This window comes from Cobetia sp. 5-11-6-3, assembly GCF_013374055.1.
GTDB classification, from domain to species: Bacteria; Pseudomonadota; Gammaproteobacteria; order Pseudomonadales; family Halomonadaceae; genus Cobetia; species Cobetia marina.
In genome coordinates, this window is sequence record NZ_BLWJ01000005.1 from 253,045 (window position 1) to 273,760 (window position 20,716).

Sequence of the window (20,716 nt, forward strand, 5' to 3'; positions counted from 1 at the left end):
TTATCTTGTGTGTGCGGTGTCCGGGCAGACATCGCAGGGCGCAAGCCCATCCGCGGCGGCGGAGTCAGGCCCCCGCTGCGGAGTTTCTCCTCATCAAGCTAGTCACGGTCTTGGGCATCCTCATTTGGGATGCCCTTTTTCTTGTGTGCGGTTCATGCCGAGAGCCCTCAGGTCGCGAGCCGCGACGGAGCCTCCATCATGTCGCCAGCCACAGGGGCAGGGTCAGCATCGCCAGCAGCGTCTGCGCGGTGATCAGCGCCGCCATCAGTTCGGCATTGCCACCCAGCTGGCGCGCCAGGATGTAGGCTGAGGTAGCCGTGGGCAGCGCGGCAAACAGGATGGCGACATCGCGTGCCACGCCAGTCAGGCCAACGCCGGCGCACAGCCCCACCACCAATGCCGGCATCGCCAGCAGCTTCAGAAGACTCGCCAGCCATGCCACGCTGCCACTGTTCATCAGTACTCGTGGTCGCAGCGCCACGCCTACCGCCACCAACCCCAGTGGCAACGCCGCGCGCCCCAGCAATGTCAGCGCATCGCCGCTCCAGCCCGGCAGGCCGATGCCGCTGAGATTGAGCGCCGTTCCCGCCAGACAGGCCAGCACCAGAGGGTTGCGGGTCAGCGCCTTGAGTGAGCGCAGCAGTCCGCCGTCACCCAGAGTGCCGGCGCCGATGAACGCCAATACGCACAGTAGGTTGGCCGCTGGCACCATCAGGGCCAGCGCCACCGCCGCGACGGTCGCACCGGCACTGCCATGCAGCGCTGCCGCGCCGGCCACGCCGACGTAGCTGTTGAAGCGGATGCTGCCCTGGAAGAGTGAGGTGAAGGACGCGGCATCGCCCAGCTGGCGGCTCAGCCAGTCGGGGGCATGACGCCACCCCAGCCACAGCGCGGCAGCGAACAGCAGCATCGAGCCCAGCATCACGCAGGCCAGAGGGATGACCGGGACGCTGGCCATGTCAGCGCGTGCCAGGGTGGACATCAGCATGGCAGGGAACAGCACGTAATAGATGAGGCGTTCCAGCTCGCTCCAGAACCCCTCGCCCGGGAAGCGCTTCCAGCCCAGCAAGGCGCCCGCGACGATGAGCAGGAAGAGAGGACCGAGCGCCTGTTGTACACTTGCCATTCTGTCTCCTGGGCGTGCTCACGGTGCGGATGGGGCGTCGTGGCCAAGAACGTCTCGTGCCTCGACGTGACACGATGTCTCGGCGGCTGCGCCCACCGGGGGGCCTGATAAGCTTGTCATGAGTGGCTCACCTGCGCATTCATTCATGTGTCTTAACCTGTCGACCTGTTTGCCACGCGACTGTCTCCTCCTGTTCCGGCGTGCTGCCGGATTGTCATCGGAACCGCCATGTATCGCGCCGAAGAAGAAAATGCCCGCCCGCCCTTGCTCAACCTGCTGATCATGGTGACGCTGCTCACCATCGTCGTATCGCTCTATTACCTGATCGACTACTACCTTGTACGTGACGGCAGCAACGGCAAGGTCACCTGGTTCGCCCCCAACCAGTCCTGCGAGCTCAGCCATGCGCCCTGCAGTGCCGAGCTGGGGCGCTTCGGGCGTATCACGCTCGCACTCGATGGTGACATCAGTCCGCTGACGCCGCTGGGTATCCGGGTGATCACGGAAGATGTGGCACCCGAGGGCGTGGAGGTCGATTTCATCGGTCGCCACATGGACATGGGGGTCAAGCGCAGTCTGCTGACCACCCGGGATGCGCCGACGCAGGCACGTCAGCACTGGTCGGGGGAAGGACAGCTCGGTTTCTGCAGCAGTGCCACCATGGCATGGCGAGCACAGGTGATCGTGACCACTGAACGTGGCCGCCTGGGCAGCTGGTTCGACTTTGACAGCCATCCGCCTGCCTCCACGGCGGAGCAGCTCGAAAGCTCGGTCAACCAGCTGTTCTCCCCTGACGAAAGAAGCGTCCGGCGAGACAGCTAGCGCGCGGCGAGGCGTGAGGCGTCTGACCGGCAGGCCACCACTGACAAGGAGTCCAGGCATGCAGGAGGAGAACAGGCAGACCCTGCGCTGGCTGATGCTGGGCGTGGTGGGTGTCGTGGCACTGGTGGGCGCGGGGGTGACATGGCAGGCCCTTCACCGACCGTCGGCGCCGGTGTCCGGCATGCAGGCGTGGGCGAGCCTTGGCGGGCCCATCCAGTTGACATCGGCACGGGGCGACTTCCGGCTCGCCGAGGTCAGCATGGGGGAGGCCGCACCACCGGATGCCACGCCGGTGGTGGCACTCTATTTCGGCTATACCCAATGTCCGGATGTCTGCCCGATGACGCTGGCGGCCCTGCGCCAGGTGCTGACCGAGTTGCCGGCGTCGGCGGCCGCTCGCGTGGTACCGGTGCTTGTCTCTCTGGACCCTGAGCGTGATACGCCAGCACGTCTTGCCACCTATGCCGGGCACTTTGGTCCGCGTTTCATCGGGGTCACGGGCAGCGATACCGAACTGGCCGAGATCGCGCGTCGCTACGGGGTCAGTCATCGGCGTGTCGATGCCCCGGATTCCGCGCTGGGCTATACCGTGGATCATGGTGCGGCGCTGTATCTCGTCTCCGCGCAGGGGCGCATCTACGATCGCATTCCCTTCACGCCAGGCGCGGCCGGCATTCGGGCCGGCCTGACTCGCGTGCTGAGCGAGACCGCTCCCTGACGTCTCCTTGTCGTGCTGTCATGTGCGTCTCGGACACGAGGGAAATACACATTGTCCACAAGTTGGCAAGAGCCTGTGACGAGAATTGTGGATAATCATTCCGCCATCTTTCAGCAACCTGCTGTTTTTGAAGGTAGACTTTTGTATTTCAACAAAATCAACAAGTTAAGGCGTACATTGCCGGTTTCGGGAGTCAGTGTTCACTTTGCCGCCACCCCTGACGGCCGCTGAGTTGCCATGTATCACGGCCGGTTGTCAACCTGTGGTCAATAGCTTCCCCACAGAATTATCCACAGGCAGATCGCTCACCTGGAGGCCCGTTTCACGCTGCCTGACCCGTCGCGGGATGCCTCCTGTACAATGAAAAAGCCGCCCCTGAGGGCGGCTTTTTTCTGGCTGACGGCGCGCATTCGCGCGTCAGGGATTACTTCGCGGCATCTGCCTTGGTCACGTCGAGCAGCTCGACCTTGAAGGTCAGCGTCTCGTTCGGGCCGATCGGGCCGCCAGTGCCAGCCTTGCCGTAGGCGAGGTCGGCCGGGATGTAGAGCATCCAGGTATCCCCGACGCTCATTTCCTGCAGCGCTTCCTGCCAGCCCTTGATGACCTGGTTGACCTTGAAGCTGACCGGCTCGCCACGCTGGTAGGAGCTGTCGAAGACGGTGCCGTCCAGCAGCTTGCCTTCATAGTTCACCTTGACGGTGTCTTCCGCGTCCGGGCTCTCGCCGTCACCGGATTTCAGCACCTTGTACTGCAGGCCGGAATCCAGGGTCTTCACGCCATCCTGCTTGGCGTTCTCGGCGAGGAACTTGTCACCGGCCGCCTTGTTGTCGGCCGCCTGCTGTTCGGCCATCTGCTGCTGCTCTTCCATCTTCTTCTGCTGGAACTTCGAGAGCGCATCGGCAATTTCCTGATCGCTCATCTTCATGTCGCCCTTGGCATAGACGTCACGCACGGCTTGCGTGAAGGCATCCAGGTCAAGATCAGTGATGTCCTGAGACAGGCTCTTGCCCAGTGTCGCACCGATGCCGTAGCTGAGCTGTGCCTGGTCGTCAGAGAGGCTGTCGTCGGCGGCAAAGCTGAACGGGGTAACCAGGAGGGCGCCGAGCGCGACGGCACTAACCAGCTGTTTCATGAAAACTCCTTCAGGATGGGATGGGCCTGAGACGGGCCCGAAACGCATATGCGGCACGCAGCGTGGCATGACCATGCTGATGCTCCGGTGCTACTGGGACTCTAACAGTCGCGTACAAGTTCCGCATCTGCCATTAGGGTTGAGACGAGCTTCGCCCGGCGCGGCTCGTGGCCAGCAGGTGCAGGGCACGTGCGATGCTGTCGTCGCCCTCGTCGAGCGCCACCTGACCGGTAAGCTGTCGCAGCGACTGCAGGAAGGCGCGTCGGGGGTCATGGCATGACATGAACGGTGGCGTGGGAGCATGGGCCGGAGGGCTGAGGGCTTCCAGGCGTGCCAGCGCTTCCTGCTCCGCCGACAGTTCACAGGCCTTCAATTGCTGATACAGCGTTTCCAGCCGGCGTGTGGTGGCCGCGCTTCGCGTGTCGGTTGGCTCCGTCAGGCGCTGCTTGAGCTGTCGGCGACGCTCGCGCAGTGTCACGGTCATCCCGCGTTGCCAGTCACGCACCTCACCGAGCAGCAGGCACGGCGAGGCACCCAGCGCCACACCGCGTGCGGCCAGCCAGTGAATCCATAGAAGCTCGCAGACATCGAGACCGGCCTCGTCCTGCAACAGCAGACAGGCACTCATCACGTCAGTCGGCCCTGCGCCATCTTCCTGGTCGTAGGGCAGGCCCTGAGGAGCAGGCTGTGCGTAGAGGGACAGCGCGTAGTCCCACAATCCGGTAGAATGTGCGCCCATCAAGTCGGCTTTCCTGTGGTTCATGGCGGTCAAGCCTGTGGTTCATGGCGGTCAAGCCTGTGGTTCATGGCGGTCAAGCCTGTGGTTCACGGCGGTCATGCCTGTGGTTCACGGCGGTCATGCATGCTGCGCGCGGGAGCCGACGCCCCCGGATTTTCTGATCGAGGTTGTCATGATTGCACTGCGCCAGCTCGCCCTGCAACGCGGCGGAGCCCCGCTGATCGACGAAGCGGACCTGACGTTGCATGCCGGTCACAAGGCGGGCATCGTCGGCCCCAACGGGGCCGGCAAGTCCAGCCTGTTCGGGCTGATTCTCGGTGAGCTGATCCCCGACAGCGGCAGCGTCTCGCTGGCCGGTGGCGTGCGGGTCGCGCACATGGCACAGGAAATCGATGCGCTGGAGCGTCCGATCGTCGACTACGTCATGGACGGGGATCATGCGCTGCGCGAGACGGAGCGGGCTCTGGCCGCCGCCGAAGAAAGCGGCGAGCATCAGCGTCAGGCCGAGCTGCACGCTCACTTCGACACCCTCGATGGCTACACCGCGCGTGCGCGTGCCGAGCAGCTGCTGGTCGGGCTCGGTTTCCGCCAGGCCCAGCTCAGTCAGCCGCTGGCGGCCTTCTCGGGGGGCTGGCGGATGCGGGCCAATCTGGCGCGCACCCTCTTCACGCCGTCTGACCTGCTGCTGCTGGATGAGCCGACCAACCACCTGGATCTCGATGCGCTGCTGTGGCTGGAACAATGGCTGGCACGCTACCCCGGTGCGCTGCTGCTGATCTCCCATGACCGTGACTTCCTCGATGCGGTGTGTGATCACATCATCCACTTCGATCGTCGCAAGCTGGTGGTCTACAAGGGCAACTACAGCCGCTTCGAGCGAACGCGTTCCGAGCGCCTAGTGCGTGAGCAGGCCGAGCACGAGAAGACCATGGCGCGTCGCGCCGAGATCGAGGACTTCGTGCGTCGCTTCAAGGCCAAGGCCACCAAGGCACGCCAGGCCCAGAGTCGCCTGAAGATGCTGGAGCGCATGGAGGAGACGGCAGCGGTGAAGGCCGATTCGCCGTTCCACTTCACGATTCCCTGCTCCGACAAGATCTCCCATCCGCTGCTGGGACTGGACCGGGCGGTGATCGGCTATCCCGGTCAGCCGCCGCAGCTGTCCGGGGTGCGCTTCTCGCTGCTGCCGGGCCAGCGCATCGGCCTGCTCGGCCCCAACGGCGCGGGCAAGTCGACCCTGATCAAGGCGCTCACCGGTGAACTGGCTCTGGTCGAAGGCCAGCGCACCGCCGGCGAGCATCTGGCCATCGGCTACTTCGCCCAGCACCAGGTCGATGGGCTCGACCTGACCTCGACTCCCTTCAATCATGTGCTGCGTCTCTCGCCGGGGGCCGGGGATCTGGAGATCCGCACCTTCCTCGGCAGCTTCGGCTTCCATGGGGATGAAGTGTACGCTTCGGTGGAATCGTTCTCCGGTGGCGAGAAGGCACGCCTGGCGCTGTCGCTGATCGCGTGGCAGAAGCCCAATCTGCTGCTGCTGGATGAGCCGACCAACCACCTGGATCTCGACATGCGCGAGGCGCTCACCGATGCGCTGGCGACCTTCGAGGGCACCGTGATTCTGGTCTCCCACGACCGCCACCTGCTGCGCGCCTGCGTGGATGAATTCTGGTGCATCGCCGATGGCCGCGTGACGCCCTTCGATGGCGATCTCGACGACTATCGTGCCTGGCTCAAGGCGCGGGTCGAGGGCGAGCGGCGTGAGGCGCGCGCCCAGAAGGATGCCGAGGCTGGCAGCGACGGCACGCGCACGCCGGACCGCAAGGAAGCGCGTCGTCAGGCCGCCGAGCTGCGCGAGAAGCTGCGCCCGCTCAAGAAGCTCAGCGACAAGGCCGAGCAGAAGATGAGCAAGGCGCAGGGGGAGCTGGACAAGGTCGAGGAAGCGCTGGGCGATGCCACGCTCTATGAGGCGGACCGCAAGAGCGAACTGACCCGGCTGCTGGCCAGTCAGGGCGAGATCAAGGGACGTCTCGAGGACGCCGAAGCCGAATGGTTCGAGGCCCAGGAAGCGCTGGAAGAGATGGAAGCCCAGCTCAAGGCGGCGGACTGAGGCATGCGGCTGGATCGCTGGCTGACGCGCCAGCCGCAGCTCAATCGCCGCCTGGCGTTGCATGCGCTGGCGGCGGGGCGTGTGCGGATCAATGGCCAGACGGTCCGCGATCCGCTGCACGAGGTCGGTCCCTTCGATGCCATCGCGCTGACAGCCGATACGCTGGCGGACAATGACGCGACGCCAGGCGAGATACGCCTGCAGGCGCCACGTCGTCCACGCCATGTGCTGCTCAACAAGCCTGCCGGGGTCGTGACGGCCTGTCATGACCCGGAACATCCCACCGTCATCGATGTGCTGCGTGATTCGCTTGGATCACGTGGAGAGGATGACGGCTGGCTCGAGGAAATCCATCACGTCGGACGACTGGATCGTGCCACGACCGGCGCCTTGCTGCTGACCAACGACGGTGATGTCTCGTCACGCATCAGCGATGCCGGACTGGATGGGCCCGCCAAGCGCTACCGCATGGGGCTGGAGCAACCGCTGTCGGAGGCGGCGCAGGCCGAGGCGATCTCGCGGCTGGCGCAGGGCGTCCTGCTCGCCAATGACGCTCGGCCGACGCTGCCCGCGCGGCTCGAGTTTCTGGCCGCGGACGAGGCGCGCCTGACACTGCACGAAGGGCGCCACCATCACGTCAAGCGACTGTGGCGCACACTGGGCAATCGCGTGGTGTGGCTGCACCGCGAGTCGGTGGCGGGGCTGAGTGTCGCCGGGCTCGCGATGGGGGACTGGCGAGAGCTGACGCGTGACGAGTGCCTGCGGCTCGGCGCGGCGCTGGCACATGAGTGAGGCCGCTGCCTCAGCGGCCGCTGGCCTGGCTCGGCAGACCCTCATCCTCCTCTTCGCTCTCCGTCGGGGGGACATCCGGGGCTGACAGGCTGATCAGCTCACCCCGCGAGTTGCGGGTGAAGTTGCGGACGATGACCCCGATGTTGCGCGGCAGGGGATCGAACTGCTCGCAGCGGTTCAGCACCTCATGCATGTCCCCATAGCCGCTGCGACGACGTGAATCGATGGTCGCACGCGAGAAATCGATATCCTTGAGTGAGGTCTCGTCGGGGCGGGCCGCCGCCAGCAGACGCACGACATTGATGGACGGTTGCTGGGTCATGGCCAGGATGTCGTGTATTTCCTGAGACTGGCGCAGGTCTTCCGGCAGCAGGTCGGCCAGGTGCTCCAGGCCCATGCGCAGTACCTGATTCTCTTCCATCAGATGCAGATGCTCACCGGCGCGGCTGGAGTACTGGATGTCCTTTTCGCGTAGCTGGGCTTCCTGCAAGGTTTCCGGCACCTTCCCGTAGGCGCTCCACAGGTCGATGACGTAGCAGTTGACGATCGTCTCGCTGTGCGCGCGCTCCGACAGCACCCAGCTGATCGGCGTGTTGGAGTAGAGGCCGCCATCCCAGTAGGCCTGACCGTCGATCCACACCGGCGGGAATGCCGGCGGCAGGGCACCACTGGCCAGTATGTGGCGGTGATCCAGCGCCTCTTGTGACGAATCGAAGTAACGCAATGCGCCGCTGCCGATATTGACCGCCCCGACCGATAGCCGCACGTTCTCCGGGTGACGGGCGTCGAGGCGCTCGAAGTCCACCAGGCGATTGAGGGTGTCTCCCAGCGGTTCGGTGTCGTAGAGACTGGGCGGTTCGCCGAAGAAGCTCTGCCAGATGGGAACTGTCCACAGGGGGCGCGGACGGAAGAAGCCCGGGATGCCCCACAGCATGGCGGAGGAGCGCGCGACGCTGCGCTCCCAGGGGTGGAAGGCCGGCCCGAGGCTGTTGGCCGGTTGCGCGATGCCATACCAGAACGCTTCGAGGGCCTTGAGGCGCTCGCCATCCGGATTGCCCGCGATCAGTGCGCCATTGATGGCACCGACCGAGGTCCCGACGACCCAATCGGGCTGGATGCCGGCCTCTGCCAGTGCCTCGAACACGCCGATCTGGTAGGCGCCAAGGGCACCGCCGCCTTGCAGGACCAGAATATTGAGCGCGTCAGCGCAGAAGTCGCAGGATGTATCACGCATGAAACCTTCTCCTTTCCGGTAGCGCCACGCTGATGGCCTGCACGGCCTCGGCTACCTGATTGGCAGGTGATCGGCTTGTGGCAATGAAAGCGAACACGAATTGTGCAGTGCAGCATAGCAGCTGTCAGCATAGCACGCTCCTGTGGCTCCTGTGGCTCGTGCATGGGCGGCCTGTGCGCGTGGCCTGACGGGTGATTCACGTACACCAGGGGGTCAGCCAGTGGTCCGCGATCACCAGCAGCAGGGCGTAGCGGCCGCCCTTGGCGACCAGGATCAACAGCACGCTCTTCCACCAGGGCAGGCGGAAGACGCCTGCGAGCACCGTCAAGGGGTCACCGATCACGGGGGCCCAGCTGAGCAGCAGGCTCCAGGCACCGATGCGGCGATACCACAGCGTGCCGCGCGCCAGCGCTCGCCGCGAGACCGGGAACCAGCGACGAGTCCGCAGGTGCCGTGCACCGCGTCCCAGGGCGACATTGATCAGGCTGCCCAGCGTGTTGCCAAGCGTTGCGGCAAGCCATAGCGCCCATGGGGCGACCCCCTCGCACCACAGCCCCGCCAATGCGGCTTCCGACCCGCCCGGCAGCAGCGTGGCGCTGGCCAGTGCTATCAGGCCCAGCGACAGCAGGGCGACCACGTCATCCATGCCGCGATTTTCCTGATCCGCAGGGGCCGAGCCGAGGGTGAGGCAGCTGGGTGGCTTTCTTCCCCTCGCCGCTCGGGTATGCTGTTGGCAAATTCATGTCATTTTCCGGGAGTCTCGTGCATGCATATTCCGTGCGTCCTGACGATTGCCGGCTCAGACCCATCGGGCGGGGCCGGCATTCAGGCGGATCTCAAGACATTCTCCGCGCTGGGGGCGTATGGAGCCAGCGTGATCACGGCACTGACCGCCCAGAATACCTGTGGCGTGCGCAGCGTCGAGCCGGTGTCGTGCGCCTTCATCGGAGCACAGCTGGATGCCGTGCTGGATGATCTCGATATCATCGCCATCAAGATCGGCATGGTCGCGGACCCGGCTGTCGTGGAGCTGCTGGCGGACAGGCTCCGTCAGCGTCGCCCGCGCTGGATCGTGCTCGACCCGGTGCTGGTGGCCAAGAGCGGCGATGCGCTGGTCAATGACGCGGCCATCCAGGCGGTGGCAGAGCATCTGGTGCCATTGGCGGACATCATCACGCCCAACCTGCATGAAGCGGCGGTGCTGCTGGGCGAGCGTCGTCTGATCGGGCGGGAGGACATGCCTCAGGTCGCGCGTGAGTTGCGCGCACGCGGTGCCAATGCTGTTCTGATCAAGGGGGGCGCACTGGAGGGCCAGGCCTGCGATGACCTGCTGGTCAGTGATGCCGGTGAGCAATGGCTGTGCGCGCCACGGATCGAGACCGACAACCTGCACGGCACCGGCTGCTCGATGTCCTCGGCGATCACGGCGCGCCTGGCGCAGGGGCTGTCACTGACGAGAGCCGTGGAGGAATCGCGGGAATGGCTGCTGGGGGCGCTGCGTGCCTCGGATCAGCTGAATGTCGGCAAGGGGCGTGGCCCCGTGCACCACTTTCACGCACTCTGGTGAGACCGTGCGTCGCGAGAGCCTGAGCTGACCCCTCGCGCGTGAGAGGAACGCCTCCCTGTCACTTCCTTGAAGAGTCGATGCCATGTCCCGCTCCCGGATTCGCCTGCCCTTGCCAAGGGCTTTCTCGTCTCGGTGGTTGCGCACCAGCCTGATGGCTGGAGTGCTTGCCATGCTTCCCTCCTGGGCGTTTGCCGCCGAGATAAAGGGAGTGACCTTCGCGGATCAGGCCGAGACGCAAGGCGGCCAGCCGCTTGAGCTGATCGGTACCGGGCTGTTTACCTATCTGGTATGGGACGCCTACGTCGGTGGCTATTATCAGGATGCCCGGCGGCCGCGGCCTGCACCACTCAGCGATGTCTCGCGACGTCTGGTGCTGGAGTATTTCCATGCCATCGAGGCGGCTGACTTCGCCAAGGCGACCACCAGGGGCGTGCGCCAGAATCTTTCCGAAGCGAATTTCGCGGCGATCGAGGCGGAGCTGTCGCGCTTCAATGCAGCCTATCGGGACGTGTCGCCGGGAGATCGCTATGCGCTGGAATGGCAGGCAGAGGAGGGTGGCAAGGGACGGCTGACGCTGGCGCTCAACGATACCTTGCTCTTCGAGAGCGCTTCGCTGGCATTGGCCAACGGGGTGTTCGCGATCTGGCTTGGCGACTCCCCCGCGCGCGACGACTTTCGTTCACAACTGCTGGGGCGTTAGCCGTCAGCCTCTGAACTTCCGGGCGACTCGCGCCCATGGCGAGCCCTGCCTCATCAAGACGCCCCTGCCGGTTACCCGGCAGGGGCGTCTTGTCATCTGACACGGCCATCGTTGCCGTCAGGAAGGTCTCCCGTGGCAACTCGCTGGCCAATGCTGCGGCTTACTTGGCTTCTGCCGCCTTGATGTCGGCCTGCAGCGTGTCGAGGATCTTGCTGCCGCGCTCGCCGGCCTGCTCCCGGAAGACCTCCCAGCCTTTCTCGCCGACCGGACGGAAGGCTTCACGCTGCTCGTCGTTCAGCGTGATGATCTTGATGTCGCTGTCCTGCTTGATCTTCTCGAGACGGTCCGCGTTGTACTCCTCCTGCTTCTCGAAGATATACGGGCGCATCTCGTTGGTGACCTTGTCGAGCATCTGCTGCTGCTCGTCATCCAGACCGGAATAGAAATCGCTGGAGGCCACCAGCGTGGTGATGAACTGCGCCTGCTTGGCCTGGATCATGTAGTCCTGAACTTCATAGAAGCTCATTTCCTGAATGGCGAACACCGGGTTCACCTGGCCGTCTATCTGCCCCAGCTGCAGTCCGGAATAGACCTCCGAATACGGCAGCGGCGTCGGGTTGGCGCCATAGGCGCGATAGCTCTCCACCAGAATCGGTGACGTCATGGTGCGAATCTTGAAGCCTTTCATGTCCTCAGGCGTCTCGATGTCACGATTGCCGGTCCAGACCATCCAGCCTTCCGGAATCACGCCCAGCAGCTGAAGGTTCTGCTCGGTGTAGGCCTCGGACAGCATGTCGATGGCCTTGGAGTTGCCGAGCACCTCTTCATTGACGGCATTGTCGTCGGAGAACAGGAAGTGCAGCGTGAAGACGCCTGATTCAGGAATCACCGAGGCCAGGTGACCCGGTGACGCAAAGGTCAGCTGGATGGCGTCGCTCTGCACCAGTTCGGTGAGCTGTGAGGAGGTACCCAGCGCGCCGTAGGGGTAGATCTCGACATCGATGTCACCGCCGGAGGCCTCTTCGATGCGTTTCTTGAATTCCTGAGCGTAGGCATCCTGCACGCTGCCGGAGACTTCCTCCAGCGCGAAACGCCAGGTGTCAGCCTGTACGCCCGCGGAGGCCAGTGCCGCCATGCCGAGGCCGGCCGTGAGGGCGCCTCCCTTGAGGAGCGCGGCAAGACGAGAAAGGTGAACAGGAGTTCTGGGCGTCTCGCGATTCTGCTCGGGTGACGGGTTCCATTGCATCGTCATCTTGTTCTCCTTGTGTGATTTCCATCAGCGCCGGGTGGTATGGGGCGAACCCGGCGTGCAACTTGCATCATTTAGATAATATTGCCATTCTTAATATAATAAAAAAATTACCAAATCGGATAGTGTGATTAGAATTTATTATGAATAGGCTGAGCCTGTCCGCATGAGATTCTGGTACTCGATGACTCCTGCTCCGGGTCGGTGGCATGCCCTGCCAGATGGCTCGGTAGAGGCAGTCCGCGTGCTGGTTCGTAGTGTCGCTAATAAAGGGTACCGTCAATAAAGCTAGATCATGACTCACCAAAGTGAAAATCACGGCGGTGTCTCGGAAAATTTCAATGGATCGTACTGGCAAATTCAGACGGCGTGGCGCAAATCGCTGTGCTTGCGTCGCCTGACAGAAAGCCTGCCTGGCAGGAAGCCACATCAACAGGAAGCCGCTTCATGAATTCGCCCCCCTCCAAGTCTCCCCCCGCTGATGAGACCCGGCCCACCCCGGCCGAGGCGCAAGGCGCTCAGGATCCCCTCGCACATCTGCCTGCACCGCTGCGCCGCCTGGCGGCGATATTCGAACGCGGTGATCAGGGCCTGGCACACGTCGAGCGCTGGCTGATCGCGCTGTGCGTGCTGGGCATGGCGACGGCCAGTATCGCCAATGTGATCGGGCGCAACGTCTTCAACTACAGCCTGCCGTTCACCGAAGAGCTGATGCAGATCCTGCAGCTGTGGCTGACCTTTCTCGGCATCAGCTACGGCGCGCGCGCCGGACGCCATATCCGCGTGACGGCACTGCTGGACTTCATGCCGCCGTGGTTGCGCAAGGTGCTGTTGATCGCCGGACAGGTCATCACCTGTGCGCTGCTGGCCTACCTGGCCTGGCTGGCGGTGGATTATCTGCAGAGCCTGGCCAGGTCAGGGCGTGTCACGCCGTCGCTGCGCTGGTCGCTGGCGGCACTCTATGCCGTGGTCCCGCTGGGGCTGGCGCTGGGCGCCCTCCAGTATCTGATGGCGATTCTGCGCAATCTGCTGGCACAAGGTGCCTGGCTGTCGTGGCGTACGGCGGAGATAGACGAGAACGAGGAAGTCGACGGCAGCGGTGCGCTCTAGCACGTCTCTTCCACTTCGGATGCGAGCCTGTGGCGCGGGAGTGAAGGCAAGAGATGCCTTGGCTGATGCGTGTTGCAGGGCTCGTGATTGATCACACTACATTGACCCAGGGACGGAAGCTGCGATGTGGATTCTGCTCGTGATGGTGGGGCTGCTGTTGCTTGGGGTACCCATGATGGTGCCATTGAGTGTCGGCACCTTCTTCTTGTTGTTCAGCGATTTCCCTTTTCTCAAGCCAGAGCTGGTGATCCAGCAGATGATCGGTGGCCTGCAGCCGGTGGTACTGACGGCGGTCCCCATGTTCATTCTGGCGGCCGATATCATGCTCAAGGGCTCCACCGCCCAGCGTCTGCTGGATGTGGTCGAGCGTTTCGTCGGCCACTGGCGTGGCGGTCTGCCGGTGACCACCGCGCTGGGCTGTACCCTGTTCGGCGCGGTGTCCGGCTCCACCCAGGCCACAGTGGTCGCGATGGGGCGCCCGCTGCGCCCGCGGCTGCTGGAAGCCGGTTACAGTGACAAGTTCACCATCGCGTTGATCATCAATGCCTCTGACATCGCGCTGCTGATTCCGCCGTCCATCGGCATGATCATCTACGGTGTCGCGACCGGTACCTCGGTGGGGGATCTGTTCATCGCCGGTATCGGTCCGGGGCTGATGATCCTGGTGCTGTTCTCGCTCTACTGCATGTGGAAGTCGTGGAAGCTGGGCATTGCGCCGCAGCCCAAGGCGGACTGGCCTGCGCGCCTCAAGGCATTGAAGCGCGCCAGTCTGCCCGCCGGCTTCCCGGTGATCATCATCGGCGGCATCTACTCGGGGATGTTCTCGCCGACGGAGGCCGCCACGGTCTCGGTGATCTATGCGCTGATTCTCGAGATGCTCATCTACCGTGGCGTCACGCTCAAGGACCTGCCCGGCGTGGCCTTCTCCACCGGTCTGATCACCGCGGTGGTCTTCATTCTGGTGGCGGCGGGCGCCGGCTTCTCGTGGATGATCTCGTTCGCCAAGATTCCGGATGCCATTCTCGGCGGGTACATCCCGTACCTGTCAGAACACGCCCTGGCGCTGCTGGCGGTGATCGCGGTGGCCTATTTTGTTGGTTGCATGTTCGTCGATCCCATCGTGGTGATCCTGATTCTGGCGCCGGTATTTGCCCCGGCCGTCGATGCCGCCGGACTGGACCCGGTGCTGGTCGGTACCCTCGTCACCCTGCAGGCGGCGATCGGTTCGGCGACGCCACCCTTCGGCTGTGACATCTTCACGGCGGTGGCGGTGTTCCGGAAGCCTTATATGGAGGTCATCCGTGGCACGCCGCCCTTCATTGCCCTGCTGTTGCTGGCGACGGTGCTGTTGATGCTGTTCCCGCAGATCGCGCTGTTCCTGCCCAGCCTCGCCAACTAGCAGCTCCTCCCACATCCTCAAGTAACACTTGTCGCGCCCCGCAGGCTCAGTCTGCGGGGCGTTCGCGTCTGGTATGCTCCCGAACACGAAATGTCATGAATCATCATTCATCTCTTGAAGGAGCAAGCGGCATGCGAGCATTGATCCAGCGCGTCACACGGGCGGAAGTCGTGGTCGAGGACGAGAGCGTCGGCGCCATCGGGGGCGGTCTGCTGGTACTGGTGGGCGTCGAGAAGGGCGATGATGAGGCGCGTGCCGACAAGCTGCTGCACAAGCTGCTGCATTACCGCGTCTTCGGTGACGAGAACGACAAGATGAACCTCAACGTCCAGCAGGTGGGCGGCAGTCTGCTGTTGGTCTCGCAGTTCACGCTGGCGGCGGACACCGGCAGCGGCATGCGCCCCAGTTTCTCCTCGGCGGCGCCACCGGCGGAGGGCGAGCGACTGTTCTCCTATCTGGTCGACAAGGCGCGTGAGCGCGGGCGGGAACTCGAGGTGGGAATCGAGACCGGGCGCTTCGGCGCCAACATGCAGGTCTCGCTGCTCAATGACGGGCCGGTGACCTTCCTGCTCGAGAGCTGATCGCGTAGACCCAAAAAAGCCGCCCCCGAGGGGGCGGCTGCAAGCATTGGATGATAGGACTGCGCCGCCTCGCGGGAGCGCGACACAGGTAATGCAGTCTTACTCCACGCCTTCCGGATTGCGTGCGTTCAGGAAGGCCTGTTCGGAGACTTCGTGCCACTTCTCGACCTTGCCTTCGAAGGTGGTGTAGGACTCGTAGATGCGGCCGGCCAGCTCATTGGAGTCACCAAGCTTCTTGACCACTTCGCCGGACAGCTCACGTGCCTTGTCGAGCACGTCCTGCGGGTAGCGGCGCAGCTCGACCTTGTGCTCGTTGAGCAGTGTCTCGAGGGCATCGTTGTTGCGCGCGGTGTACTCGTCGAGCATGTCCTGGTTCACGTCACGTACCGCGGAACGCAGGATGGCCTGCAGGTCCTTGGGCAGCTCGGCCATGGCGTCGTCATTGACGATGGCCTCGAAGGTGACGGTCGGCTCGTGCCAGCCCGGATAGTAGTAGTACTTGGCGGCCTGATAGAGACCGAAGGCCAGGTCGTTGTACGGCCCGATCCATTCGGTGGCATCGATGGCGCCGGACTGCAGCGAGGTGAAGATCTCGCCGCCCGGCATGCTGACGGTCGCCACGCCCATCTGCTGCATGACATCGCCACCCAGTCCCGGCATGCGCATCTTCAGGCCGTCGAGATCGGCAACCGAGTTGATCTCCTTGTTGAACCAGCCGCCCATCTGCACGCCCGAGGCACCACCGGCCATGACTTCGACACCGAACTTGTCATAGACCTCGTTCCAGAGCTCCAGACCCCCGCCGTAATGCAGCCAGGCGTTCATTTCCTGTGCGGTCATGCCGAAGGGGACGGCGGCGAAGAACTGGGCTTCCGGCGCCTTGCCTTTCCAGTAGTAGGAGGCCGAGTGGCCGATCTGCGCCGTACCGGAAGAGACGGTATCGAGCACCTCGAAGCCCGGCACCAGCTGTCCGGCGCCGTAGACCTTGATCTTGAGGCGTCCATCAGACATCTCATCGACGAGACGCGCGAGGCGCTCGGGACCTTGGCCTACGCCCGGGAAGTTCTTCGGCCACGAGGTGACCATCTTCCAGGTGTAGGTATCCGCGGCATTGGCGATGGCCGGCAGGGTGCCCATGGCGGTCATGGTGCCGACGGCGATGCCGAAGGCGAGTTTGTTGAGTTGCATGGCATGCTCCTTGAAGTGCCCGATTGTTGTTGTGCACCGGTCAGGGACTGGCGCTGGGCAAGAGGTGGGCCGCGAACGGCTCCCGTGCATCTGCATGAGCCGACTGGCGGCTCTCCCATCAGCTGGCGGGGCGAGCCCCGCCAATTCAGTTGCTACTCTGTATTTGTTCTGTCCGTGTTCTGTTCTTGTACTGTCTCGTCAGTCGTGGCCTAGAACTGGGCCGGCAGCCAGGTGGCCAGGCCCGGGAAGGCGGCCAGTGCCCCCAGCATGCACAGCTGGATCAGGATGAACGGAATGACGCCCTTGTAGATCTGCTTGGTGCTGACTTCCTTGGGCGCGACGCCGCGCAGATAGAACAGCGCGAAACCGAAGGGCGGTGTCAGGAAGGAGGTCTGCAGGTTGATGGCGATCATGATGCCCAGCCAGATCGGGTCGAGGCCCATGGCCAGCAGCACCGGGCCGACGATCGGCACCACCACGAAGGTGATCTCGATGAAGTCGAGGATGAAGCCGAGCAGGAAGATCACCAGCATCACCACCAGGGTGGCACCGATGACGCCACCGGGCATGTTCTCGAAGATCTCGGTGACGACCTCTTCGCCGCCGAAACCACGGAACACCAGCGAGAACAGCGCCGCACCGATCAGGATCAGGAAGACCATCGTGGTGACGTTGGTGGTGGAGCGCACGACTTCCGTCAGCGTCTTGAAGCTCAGCTTGCGGTTGGCGACGGCCAGCATCAGCGCGCCGAAGGCACCCACGGCAGAGGCTTCTGTCGGCGTGGCCAGTCCGCCGAGAATCGAGCCCAGTACGCAGACGATCAGCACGATCGGCGGCACCAGTCCCTTGAGGAGCAGCCAGCCGATGCCACCGGTGTGGCCCAGCTCCTTCATCAGCGCGTCACGGTCCACGGCCGGTGCCTTCTCGGGCTTGAGCCAGGCGATGATGGCGATGTAGACGATATAGGCGACCACCAGAATCAGGCCCGGCACCAGGGCGCCGATGAACAGGTCGCCCACCGAGACGGTCTTCGGGCTCCAGATGCCCATCGACAATTGCGCCTGCTGATAGGCGGAAGACAGCACGTCGCCCAGCAGAACGAGTGCGATGGACGGCGGAATGATCTGTCCCAGGGTGCCGGTGGCACAGATGGCGCCAGTGGCGAGCGACGGGTCATAGCCACGCTTGAGCATGGTGGGCAGTGACAGCAGGCCCATGGTCACGACGGTCGCGCCGACGATACCGGTGGAGGCCGCCAGCAACATGCCGACGATGGTCACGGAGATGCCCAGGCCGCCACGCAGTGAGCCGAACATCAGCGCCATGGCGTCGAGCAGCGTCTCGGCGACCTTCGATTTTTCCAGCAGCACGCCCATCAACACGAACAATGGCACGGCCAGCAACGTCTGATTGGTCATGGTGCCGTAGAGGCGATTGGGCATCGCCGACAGGAAGCTGGCATCGAATACGCCCTGGGTAATGCCCAGCGCGTCCAGCCCCATGCCGAGCCCGGCGAAGGCCAGCGCGGTACCGGCAAGCGACAGCGCCACCGGATAGCCCAGCATGAGAACGACACAGATACACACGAACAGCAGCAGCGGCATGATCTCGAGCATTACACCAGCTCCTCATCGTGATCAGGGGTGTCATCGCTCGCATGCGGCGACGGCAGCCGCCCGCACAGGAACAGTAGGTGGCGACCTGCTTCAGCGACACCTTGCAGCATCATCAGGATGGCGACCGCGGGGATCAGGCTCTTGAGCAGATAGACGCCAGGCAGGCCACCGGATTCGGGGGAGGCTTCCTTGATGCTCCACGAGTCGCCGACATAACCCAGGCTCGAGAGCAGGATGAAGATCATCACCGGGAACAGCAGGAACAGGGTGCCGCCGAGGTCGATCCACGACTTCCCGCGATGGGACATGCGCTGGTAGAAGATATCCACGCGGACATGGTTGTCATGCTTGAGCGTGTAGCTGGCGGCGAGCAGGAAGACGGTCGCGTGCATGTACATCACGGATTCCTGCATCGGAATGCTGTTGATGTTGAAGGCGTAGCGCAGCATCACGATGGCGAATTCGACCAGCATCATGATGACGACCAGCCAGGACACGCAGCGTCCCAGCCCTTCGGTCATGCGGTCGAGCCCTGTGAGCCAGCCGGGGGTAGAGGCAGTGGCAGACATGGAATCCCCTTGGCCTGCGGGTAGCAGGTGATATTTGTTGGCGTTGTTGTTGCCGAGTCTGGCGTTGCGTGTGCCGTCATCGTAGTCGGGGCGATCTCGTGTGCACGCTGACGATCGTCACATCAGTTCAGGCTTTGCTCATGTTGTAGCTTTGATGAGACGTCGGCAATCCGGCAATCGTCGTTTCAGACAACGCTATTCCACGCTGGTGGATGGCAGATGCCAGTGAGGCCATGCAGGCTCTCGGCAGTCATCAGCGTTGCTTTCACGATTAATCCACGCCCTCGGACAGGCCAAGAGTAGCGAGTGGCTGGCCAGTGACAAATGGATCATTGGTCTGACAGGCGAGATATATCTTTCGATTCAGTCACTTGGATTGAAAAATCCATACAGGACGGGAACGGGAAGGTGGCAATCAAGGTGACGGACAGGCGGGTCCCGGCGGATATCGAGGGTGATATCCAGGCACCCGTGAGAGGACTGAGAATTGAGGTGAGGGCGTGTCAGGCCAGACCAAGCGCCTTCTGACAGGCCACGGGGAGGTGCACTTCCACCGCAAGAGGCAGATGGTCGGAGAAGAGGTGGGACAGGGTGCTGGGGTGCTCGATGTGCAGGGTGGAGGAGGCCAGAATATGGTCCAGACCCCGCCGTGGCTGCCAGGCAGGATAGCTGTTGATCGCCTTGCTGGGCCGCGAGTCGAGCGCCTCGCAGAATCCCTTGTGCTGGCGCAGTTGTGCCAGGGTGCAGTTCAGGTCGCCCATCACGATGACGTGCTTGAGCGGTGCGATCAGCTCTCCGAGATAATCGAGCTGCTTGCGCTGGATTCGCGCGCCAAGTGCCAGATGCGTGACGAAGACATGCAGCGCATGCTCCCCCTCGCCGAAGCGAGCATGGATGGCGCCGCGCCCCGGCAGGGTGCCGGGCAGGCTGTGCTCTTCGAGATGGCTGATCGGCAGGCGCGACAACAGGCCGTTGCTGTGCTGTGCCAGCCGGCCGAGGTTGCGATTGAGCTGCTGATAGCGATGCGGGAAGTGAGCCGTCTCGGCCAGCGCGTCCACCTGATTGACGTTGCCGGAGCGGAAGCTGCCGCCGTCGACTTCCTGCAGCCCGACGATGTCGTAAGGCGTGATGGCCCCGGCTATCAGTTCCAGGCGGCGGTGGCGCTTGGGATGTGGCAGCAAATGTTGCCAACCGCGGGTGACATAGTGATGCCACGCCGCGGTATGGATACCGACCTGCATGTTGAAGGTCAGCAGACGCAGCGGCGAACCCGACAATCCATGCCCGGTATCATCCGCTGCGTCGGCGGCCACTGGGGAGTCGTCAGCGGCCTCTGCCATCAGGCGGCGTCCTTGTCGCCAGCCTTCTCTTCACGCACCTGCTCGACCAGCTCATCGGTGATCTTGAGCATGTTCTTGAGCGAGCCAGCCGTGCTCGGAGAGACGACATAGCGACCGTCGACGATCAGTGCGGGGACACCCATGATCTTGTAGGCGCGCATCTGTGCGTGTGCCTGATTGACCTGGCTCTTCACGCCGAAGGAGGTCAGGGACTTCTCGGCGTCTTCTTCGCTGACACCGTAGTCGCTGTAGAAGGCGGCGATGTCTTCCGGGTCGGTGAGACGCTGGTGGTCCTTGTGGATGGCATCGAAGAAGGCCTTGTGGGTCTGATCGAGAATGCCCAGATCCTTGGCGGCATAGAAGGCATAGGCGTGCTTGACCCAGTCCTGCCCCATGGTGGCCGGCAGACGATGGAAGGTCACGTCACCGGGCAGCTCATCGACCCACGGCTCGAGGCTGGATTCCAGTGCGTAGCAGTGCGGGCAGCCATACCAGAATGCCTCGACCACTTCGACGTTGCCGGCCGGTGCATCGGTCTTCACCGGTTCGTCGAGTACCTGATAGTCCTTGCCAGCTTCAGCGGCGAACACGCTTGCTGACAGGCCAAGGCCCGCCACCAGAGTCAGTAGGGGTTTCCACTTCATGGAACATCTCCATCGGGTTGAGGCATGCCCGGGCATGAGACCCGGCAACATTAGTGATGCATCGAGTATGCGTGTCAGCCACC

The 20,716-nt window shown here is 63.5% G+C and carries 20 protein-coding genes; 9 read left to right on the top strand and 11 right to left on the bottom strand.

All coding sequences use genetic code 11. From position 1 onward, the window contains the following. Positions 1–196: 196 nt before the first annotated feature. Positions 197–1,126, bottom strand: a complete 930-nt coding sequence (locus tag HXS66_RS10860) for an AEC family transporter (RefSeq protein ID WP_077379585.1) — start codon at positions 1,124–1,126, stop codon at positions 197–199. A gap of 228 nt (positions 1,127–1,354) precedes the next feature. Between HXS66_RS10860 and HXS66_RS10865 the strand changes: the two genes are divergently transcribed. Together HXS66_RS10865 and HXS66_RS10870 are read left to right on the top strand one after the other, a co-directional pair. Beyond that, a complete protein-coding gene (locus tag HXS66_RS10865; RefSeq protein WP_077379583.1) occupies positions 1,355–1,948 on the top strand; it encodes a hypothetical protein in 594 nt (197 codons plus the stop codon). Between the two features lie 58 nt (positions 1,949–2,006). Next, positions 2,007–2,666 carry an SCO family protein gene (locus tag HXS66_RS10870; protein WP_176493802.1) on the top strand — a complete coding sequence of 220 codons (660 nt, stop codon included), beginning with the start codon at positions 2,007–2,009 and terminating at the stop codon, positions 2,664–2,666. A gap of 424 nt (positions 2,667–3,090) precedes the next feature. Here HXS66_RS10870 and HXS66_RS10875 read toward each other — a convergent pair whose 3' ends face one another. Together HXS66_RS10875 and HXS66_RS10880 are read right to left on the bottom strand one after the other, a co-directional pair. After that, positions 3,091–3,798, bottom strand: coding sequence for an FKBP-type peptidyl-prolyl cis-trans isomerase (locus HXS66_RS10875; protein ID WP_077379579.1), 708 nt, complete (start codon positions 3,796–3,798; stop codon positions 3,091–3,093). A gap of 133 nt (positions 3,799–3,931) precedes the next feature. Further along, positions 3,932–4,537, bottom strand: coding sequence for a TIGR02444 family protein (locus tag HXS66_RS10880; RefSeq protein ID WP_176503541.1), 606 nt, complete (start codon positions 4,535–4,537; stop codon positions 3,932–3,934). Between the two features lie 172 nt (positions 4,538–4,709). Between HXS66_RS10880 and HXS66_RS10885 the strand changes: the two genes are divergently transcribed. Together HXS66_RS10885 and HXS66_RS10890 are read left to right on the top strand one after the other, a co-directional pair. Continuing rightward, positions 4,710–6,644 (top strand): ABC-F family ATP-binding cassette domain-containing protein, encoded by a 1,935-nt coding sequence (locus HXS66_RS10885; RefSeq protein ID WP_077379575.1) that lies wholly within the window; start codon positions 4,710–4,712, stop codon positions 6,642–6,644. Positions 6,645–6,647: 3 nt separating this feature from the next. Further along, on the top strand, positions 6,648–7,436 hold the full coding sequence (locus HXS66_RS10890) for a pseudouridine synthase (RefSeq protein WP_176503542.1): 789 nt from the start codon (positions 6,648–6,650) through the stop codon (positions 7,434–7,436). Between the two features lie 10 nt (positions 7,437–7,446). Here HXS66_RS10890 and HXS66_RS10895 read toward each other — a convergent pair whose 3' ends face one another. Both HXS66_RS10895 and HXS66_RS10900 read right to left on the bottom strand, forming a co-directional pair. After that, positions 7,447–8,670, bottom strand: coding sequence for a patatin-like phospholipase family protein (locus tag HXS66_RS10895; protein WP_176503543.1), 1,224 nt, complete (start codon positions 8,668–8,670; stop codon positions 7,447–7,449). A 196-nt stretch (positions 8,671–8,866) separates the two neighbouring features. After that, entirely contained in the window at positions 8,867–9,316 is a 450-nt protein-coding gene (locus tag HXS66_RS10900; RefSeq protein WP_373996127.1) for a YqaA family protein, read from the bottom strand. A gap of 120 nt (positions 9,317–9,436) precedes the next feature. On the opposite strand from HXS66_RS10900, the gene thiD reads away from it, so the two are divergent. Together thiD and HXS66_RS10910 are read left to right on the top strand one after the other, a co-directional pair. Then, entirely contained in the window at positions 9,437–10,237 is an 801-nt protein-coding gene (thiD, locus tag HXS66_RS10905) for a bifunctional hydroxymethylpyrimidine kinase/phosphomethylpyrimidine kinase (RefSeq protein WP_077379570.1), read from the top strand. Positions 10,238–10,406: 169 nt separating this feature from the next. Continuing rightward, complete coding sequence (locus HXS66_RS10910) at positions 10,407–10,937, top strand: chalcone isomerase family protein (protein ID WP_254696393.1); 531 nt, start codon at positions 10,407–10,409, stop codon at positions 10,935–10,937. 160 nt (positions 10,938–11,097) lie between these two features. Here HXS66_RS10910 and dctP read toward each other — a convergent pair whose 3' ends face one another. Further along, entirely contained in the window at positions 11,098–12,189 is a 1,092-nt protein-coding gene (gene dctP, locus HXS66_RS10915; protein ID WP_217493015.1) for a TRAP transporter substrate-binding protein DctP, read from the bottom strand. Positions 12,190–12,633: 444 nt separating this feature from the next. Here dctP and HXS66_RS10920 point away from each other — a divergent pair, with 444 nt between their 5' ends. From HXS66_RS10920 to dtd, 3 genes are all read left to right on the top strand, one after another. Further along, the gene (locus HXS66_RS10920; protein ID WP_077379568.1) at positions 12,634–13,296 is read left to right on the top strand and encodes a TRAP transporter small permease; all 663 of its coding nucleotides are present in this window, start codon (positions 12,634–12,636) and stop codon (positions 13,294–13,296) included. Positions 13,297–13,420: 124 nt separating this feature from the next. Beyond that, complete coding sequence (locus HXS66_RS10925; protein WP_176503544.1) at positions 13,421–14,695, top strand: TRAP transporter large permease; 1,275 nt, start codon at positions 13,421–13,423, stop codon at positions 14,693–14,695. A 131-nt stretch (positions 14,696–14,826) separates the two neighbouring features. Beyond that, complete coding sequence (gene dtd / locus HXS66_RS10930) at positions 14,827–15,276, top strand: D-aminoacyl-tRNA deacylase (protein WP_176503545.1); 450 nt, start codon at positions 14,827–14,829, stop codon at positions 15,274–15,276. 99 nt (positions 15,277–15,375) lie between these two features. Here dtd and HXS66_RS10935 read toward each other — a convergent pair whose 3' ends face one another. The 5 genes from HXS66_RS10935 to HXS66_RS10955 all read right to left on the bottom strand — a co-directional run bounded on the left by HXS66_RS10935 (position 15,376) and on the right by HXS66_RS10955 (position 20,633). After that, positions 15,376–16,422: a TRAP transporter substrate-binding protein gene (locus HXS66_RS10935; RefSeq protein ID WP_255303213.1), complete on the bottom strand. Its 1,047-nt coding sequence runs from the start codon at positions 16,420–16,422 to the stop codon at positions 15,376–15,378. A 251-nt stretch (positions 16,423–16,673) separates the two neighbouring features. Continuing rightward, positions 16,674–18,080, bottom strand: a complete 1,407-nt coding sequence (locus tag HXS66_RS10940) for a TRAP transporter large permease subunit (RefSeq protein ID WP_077379560.1) — start codon at positions 18,078–18,080, stop codon at positions 16,674–16,676. Continuing rightward, positions 18,080–18,649, bottom strand: coding sequence for a TRAP transporter small permease subunit (locus HXS66_RS10945; protein ID WP_084209503.1), 570 nt, complete (start codon positions 18,647–18,649; stop codon positions 18,080–18,082). Before HXS66_RS10945 ends, HXS66_RS10940 begins: the two co-directional genes overlap by 1 nt. A gap of 503 nt (positions 18,650–19,152) precedes the next feature. Continuing rightward, positions 19,153–19,989, bottom strand: a complete 837-nt coding sequence (locus HXS66_RS10950) for an endonuclease/exonuclease/phosphatase family protein (RefSeq protein WP_176493796.1) — start codon at positions 19,987–19,989, stop codon at positions 19,153–19,155. Further along, a complete protein-coding gene (locus tag HXS66_RS10955; RefSeq protein ID WP_084209502.1) occupies positions 19,989–20,633 on the bottom strand; it encodes a thiol:disulfide interchange protein DsbA/DsbL in 645 nt (214 codons plus the stop codon). The genes HXS66_RS10950 and HXS66_RS10955 overlap by 1 nt, the downstream gene beginning before the upstream one ends. Positions 20,634–20,716 lie beyond the last annotated feature (83 nt).

Bases quoted from the DNA above. Each gene is read 5' to 3' on its own strand.
- HXS66_RS10900 (WP_373996127.1), bottom strand. From the start codon at position 9,316: ATGGATGACGTGGTCGCCCTGCTGTCGCTGGGCCTGATAGCACTGGCC.
- HXS66_RS10875 (WP_077379579.1), bottom strand. From the start codon at position 3,798: ATGAAACAGCTGGTTAGTGCCGTCGCGCTCGGCGCCCTCCTGGTTACC.
- thiD (WP_077379570.1), top strand. From the start codon at position 9,437: ATGCATATTCCGTGCGTCCTGACGATTGCCGGCTCAGACCCATCGGGC.
- HXS66_RS10870 (WP_176493802.1), top strand. From the start codon at position 2,007: ATGCAGGAGGAGAACAGGCAGACCCTGCGCTGGCTGATGCTGGGCGTG.
- dtd (WP_176503545.1), top strand. From the start codon at position 14,827: ATGCGAGCATTGATCCAGCGCGTCACACGGGCGGAAGTCGTGGTCGAG.
- HXS66_RS10865 (WP_077379583.1), top strand. From the start codon at position 1,355: ATGTATCGCGCCGAAGAAGAAAATGCCCGCCCGCCCTTGCTCAACCTG.
- dctP (WP_217493015.1), bottom strand. From the start codon at position 12,189: ATGACGATGCAATGGAACCCGTCACCCGAGCAGAATCGCGAGACGCCC.
- HXS66_RS10885 (WP_077379575.1), top strand. From the start codon at position 4,710: ATGATTGCACTGCGCCAGCTCGCCCTGCAACGCGGCGGAGCCCCGCTG.
- HXS66_RS10890 (WP_176503542.1), top strand. From the start codon at position 6,648: ATGCGGCTGGATCGCTGGCTGACGCGCCAGCCGCAGCTCAATCGCCGC.
- HXS66_RS10925 (WP_176503544.1), top strand. From the start codon at position 13,421: ATGTGGATTCTGCTCGTGATGGTGGGGCTGCTGTTGCTTGGGGTACCC.
- HXS66_RS10945 (WP_084209503.1), bottom strand. From the start codon at position 18,649: ATGTCTGCCACTGCCTCTACCCCCGGCTGGCTCACAGGGCTCGACCGC.
- HXS66_RS10880 (WP_176503541.1), bottom strand. From the start codon at position 4,537: ATGGGCGCACATTCTACCGGATTGTGGGACTACGCGCTGTCCCTCTAC.
- HXS66_RS10895 (WP_176503543.1), bottom strand. From the start codon at position 8,670: ATGCGTGATACATCCTGCGACTTCTGCGCTGACGCGCTCAATATTCTG.
- HXS66_RS10920 (WP_077379568.1), top strand. From the start codon at position 12,634: ATGAATTCGCCCCCCTCCAAGTCTCCCCCCGCTGATGAGACCCGGCCC.
- HXS66_RS10860 (WP_077379585.1), bottom strand. From the start codon at position 1,126: ATGGCAAGTGTACAACAGGCGCTCGGTCCTCTCTTCCTGCTCATCGTC.
- HXS66_RS10910 (WP_254696393.1), top strand. From the start codon at position 10,407: ATGCTTCCCTCCTGGGCGTTTGCCGCCGAGATAAAGGGAGTGACCTTC.
- HXS66_RS10935 (WP_255303213.1), bottom strand. From the start codon at position 16,422: ATGACCGCCATGGGCACCCTGCCGGCCATCGCCAATGCCGCGGATACC.
- HXS66_RS10940 (WP_077379560.1), bottom strand. From the start codon at position 18,080: ATGCTCGAGATCATGCCGCTGCTGCTGTTCGTGTGTATCTGTGTCGTT.
- HXS66_RS10955 (WP_084209502.1), bottom strand. From the start codon at position 20,633: ATGAAGTGGAAACCCCTACTGACTCTGGTGGCGGGCCTTGGCCTGTCA.
- HXS66_RS10950 (WP_176493796.1), bottom strand. From the start codon at position 19,989: ATGGCAGAGGCCGCTGACGACTCCCCAGTGGCCGCCGACGCAGCGGAT.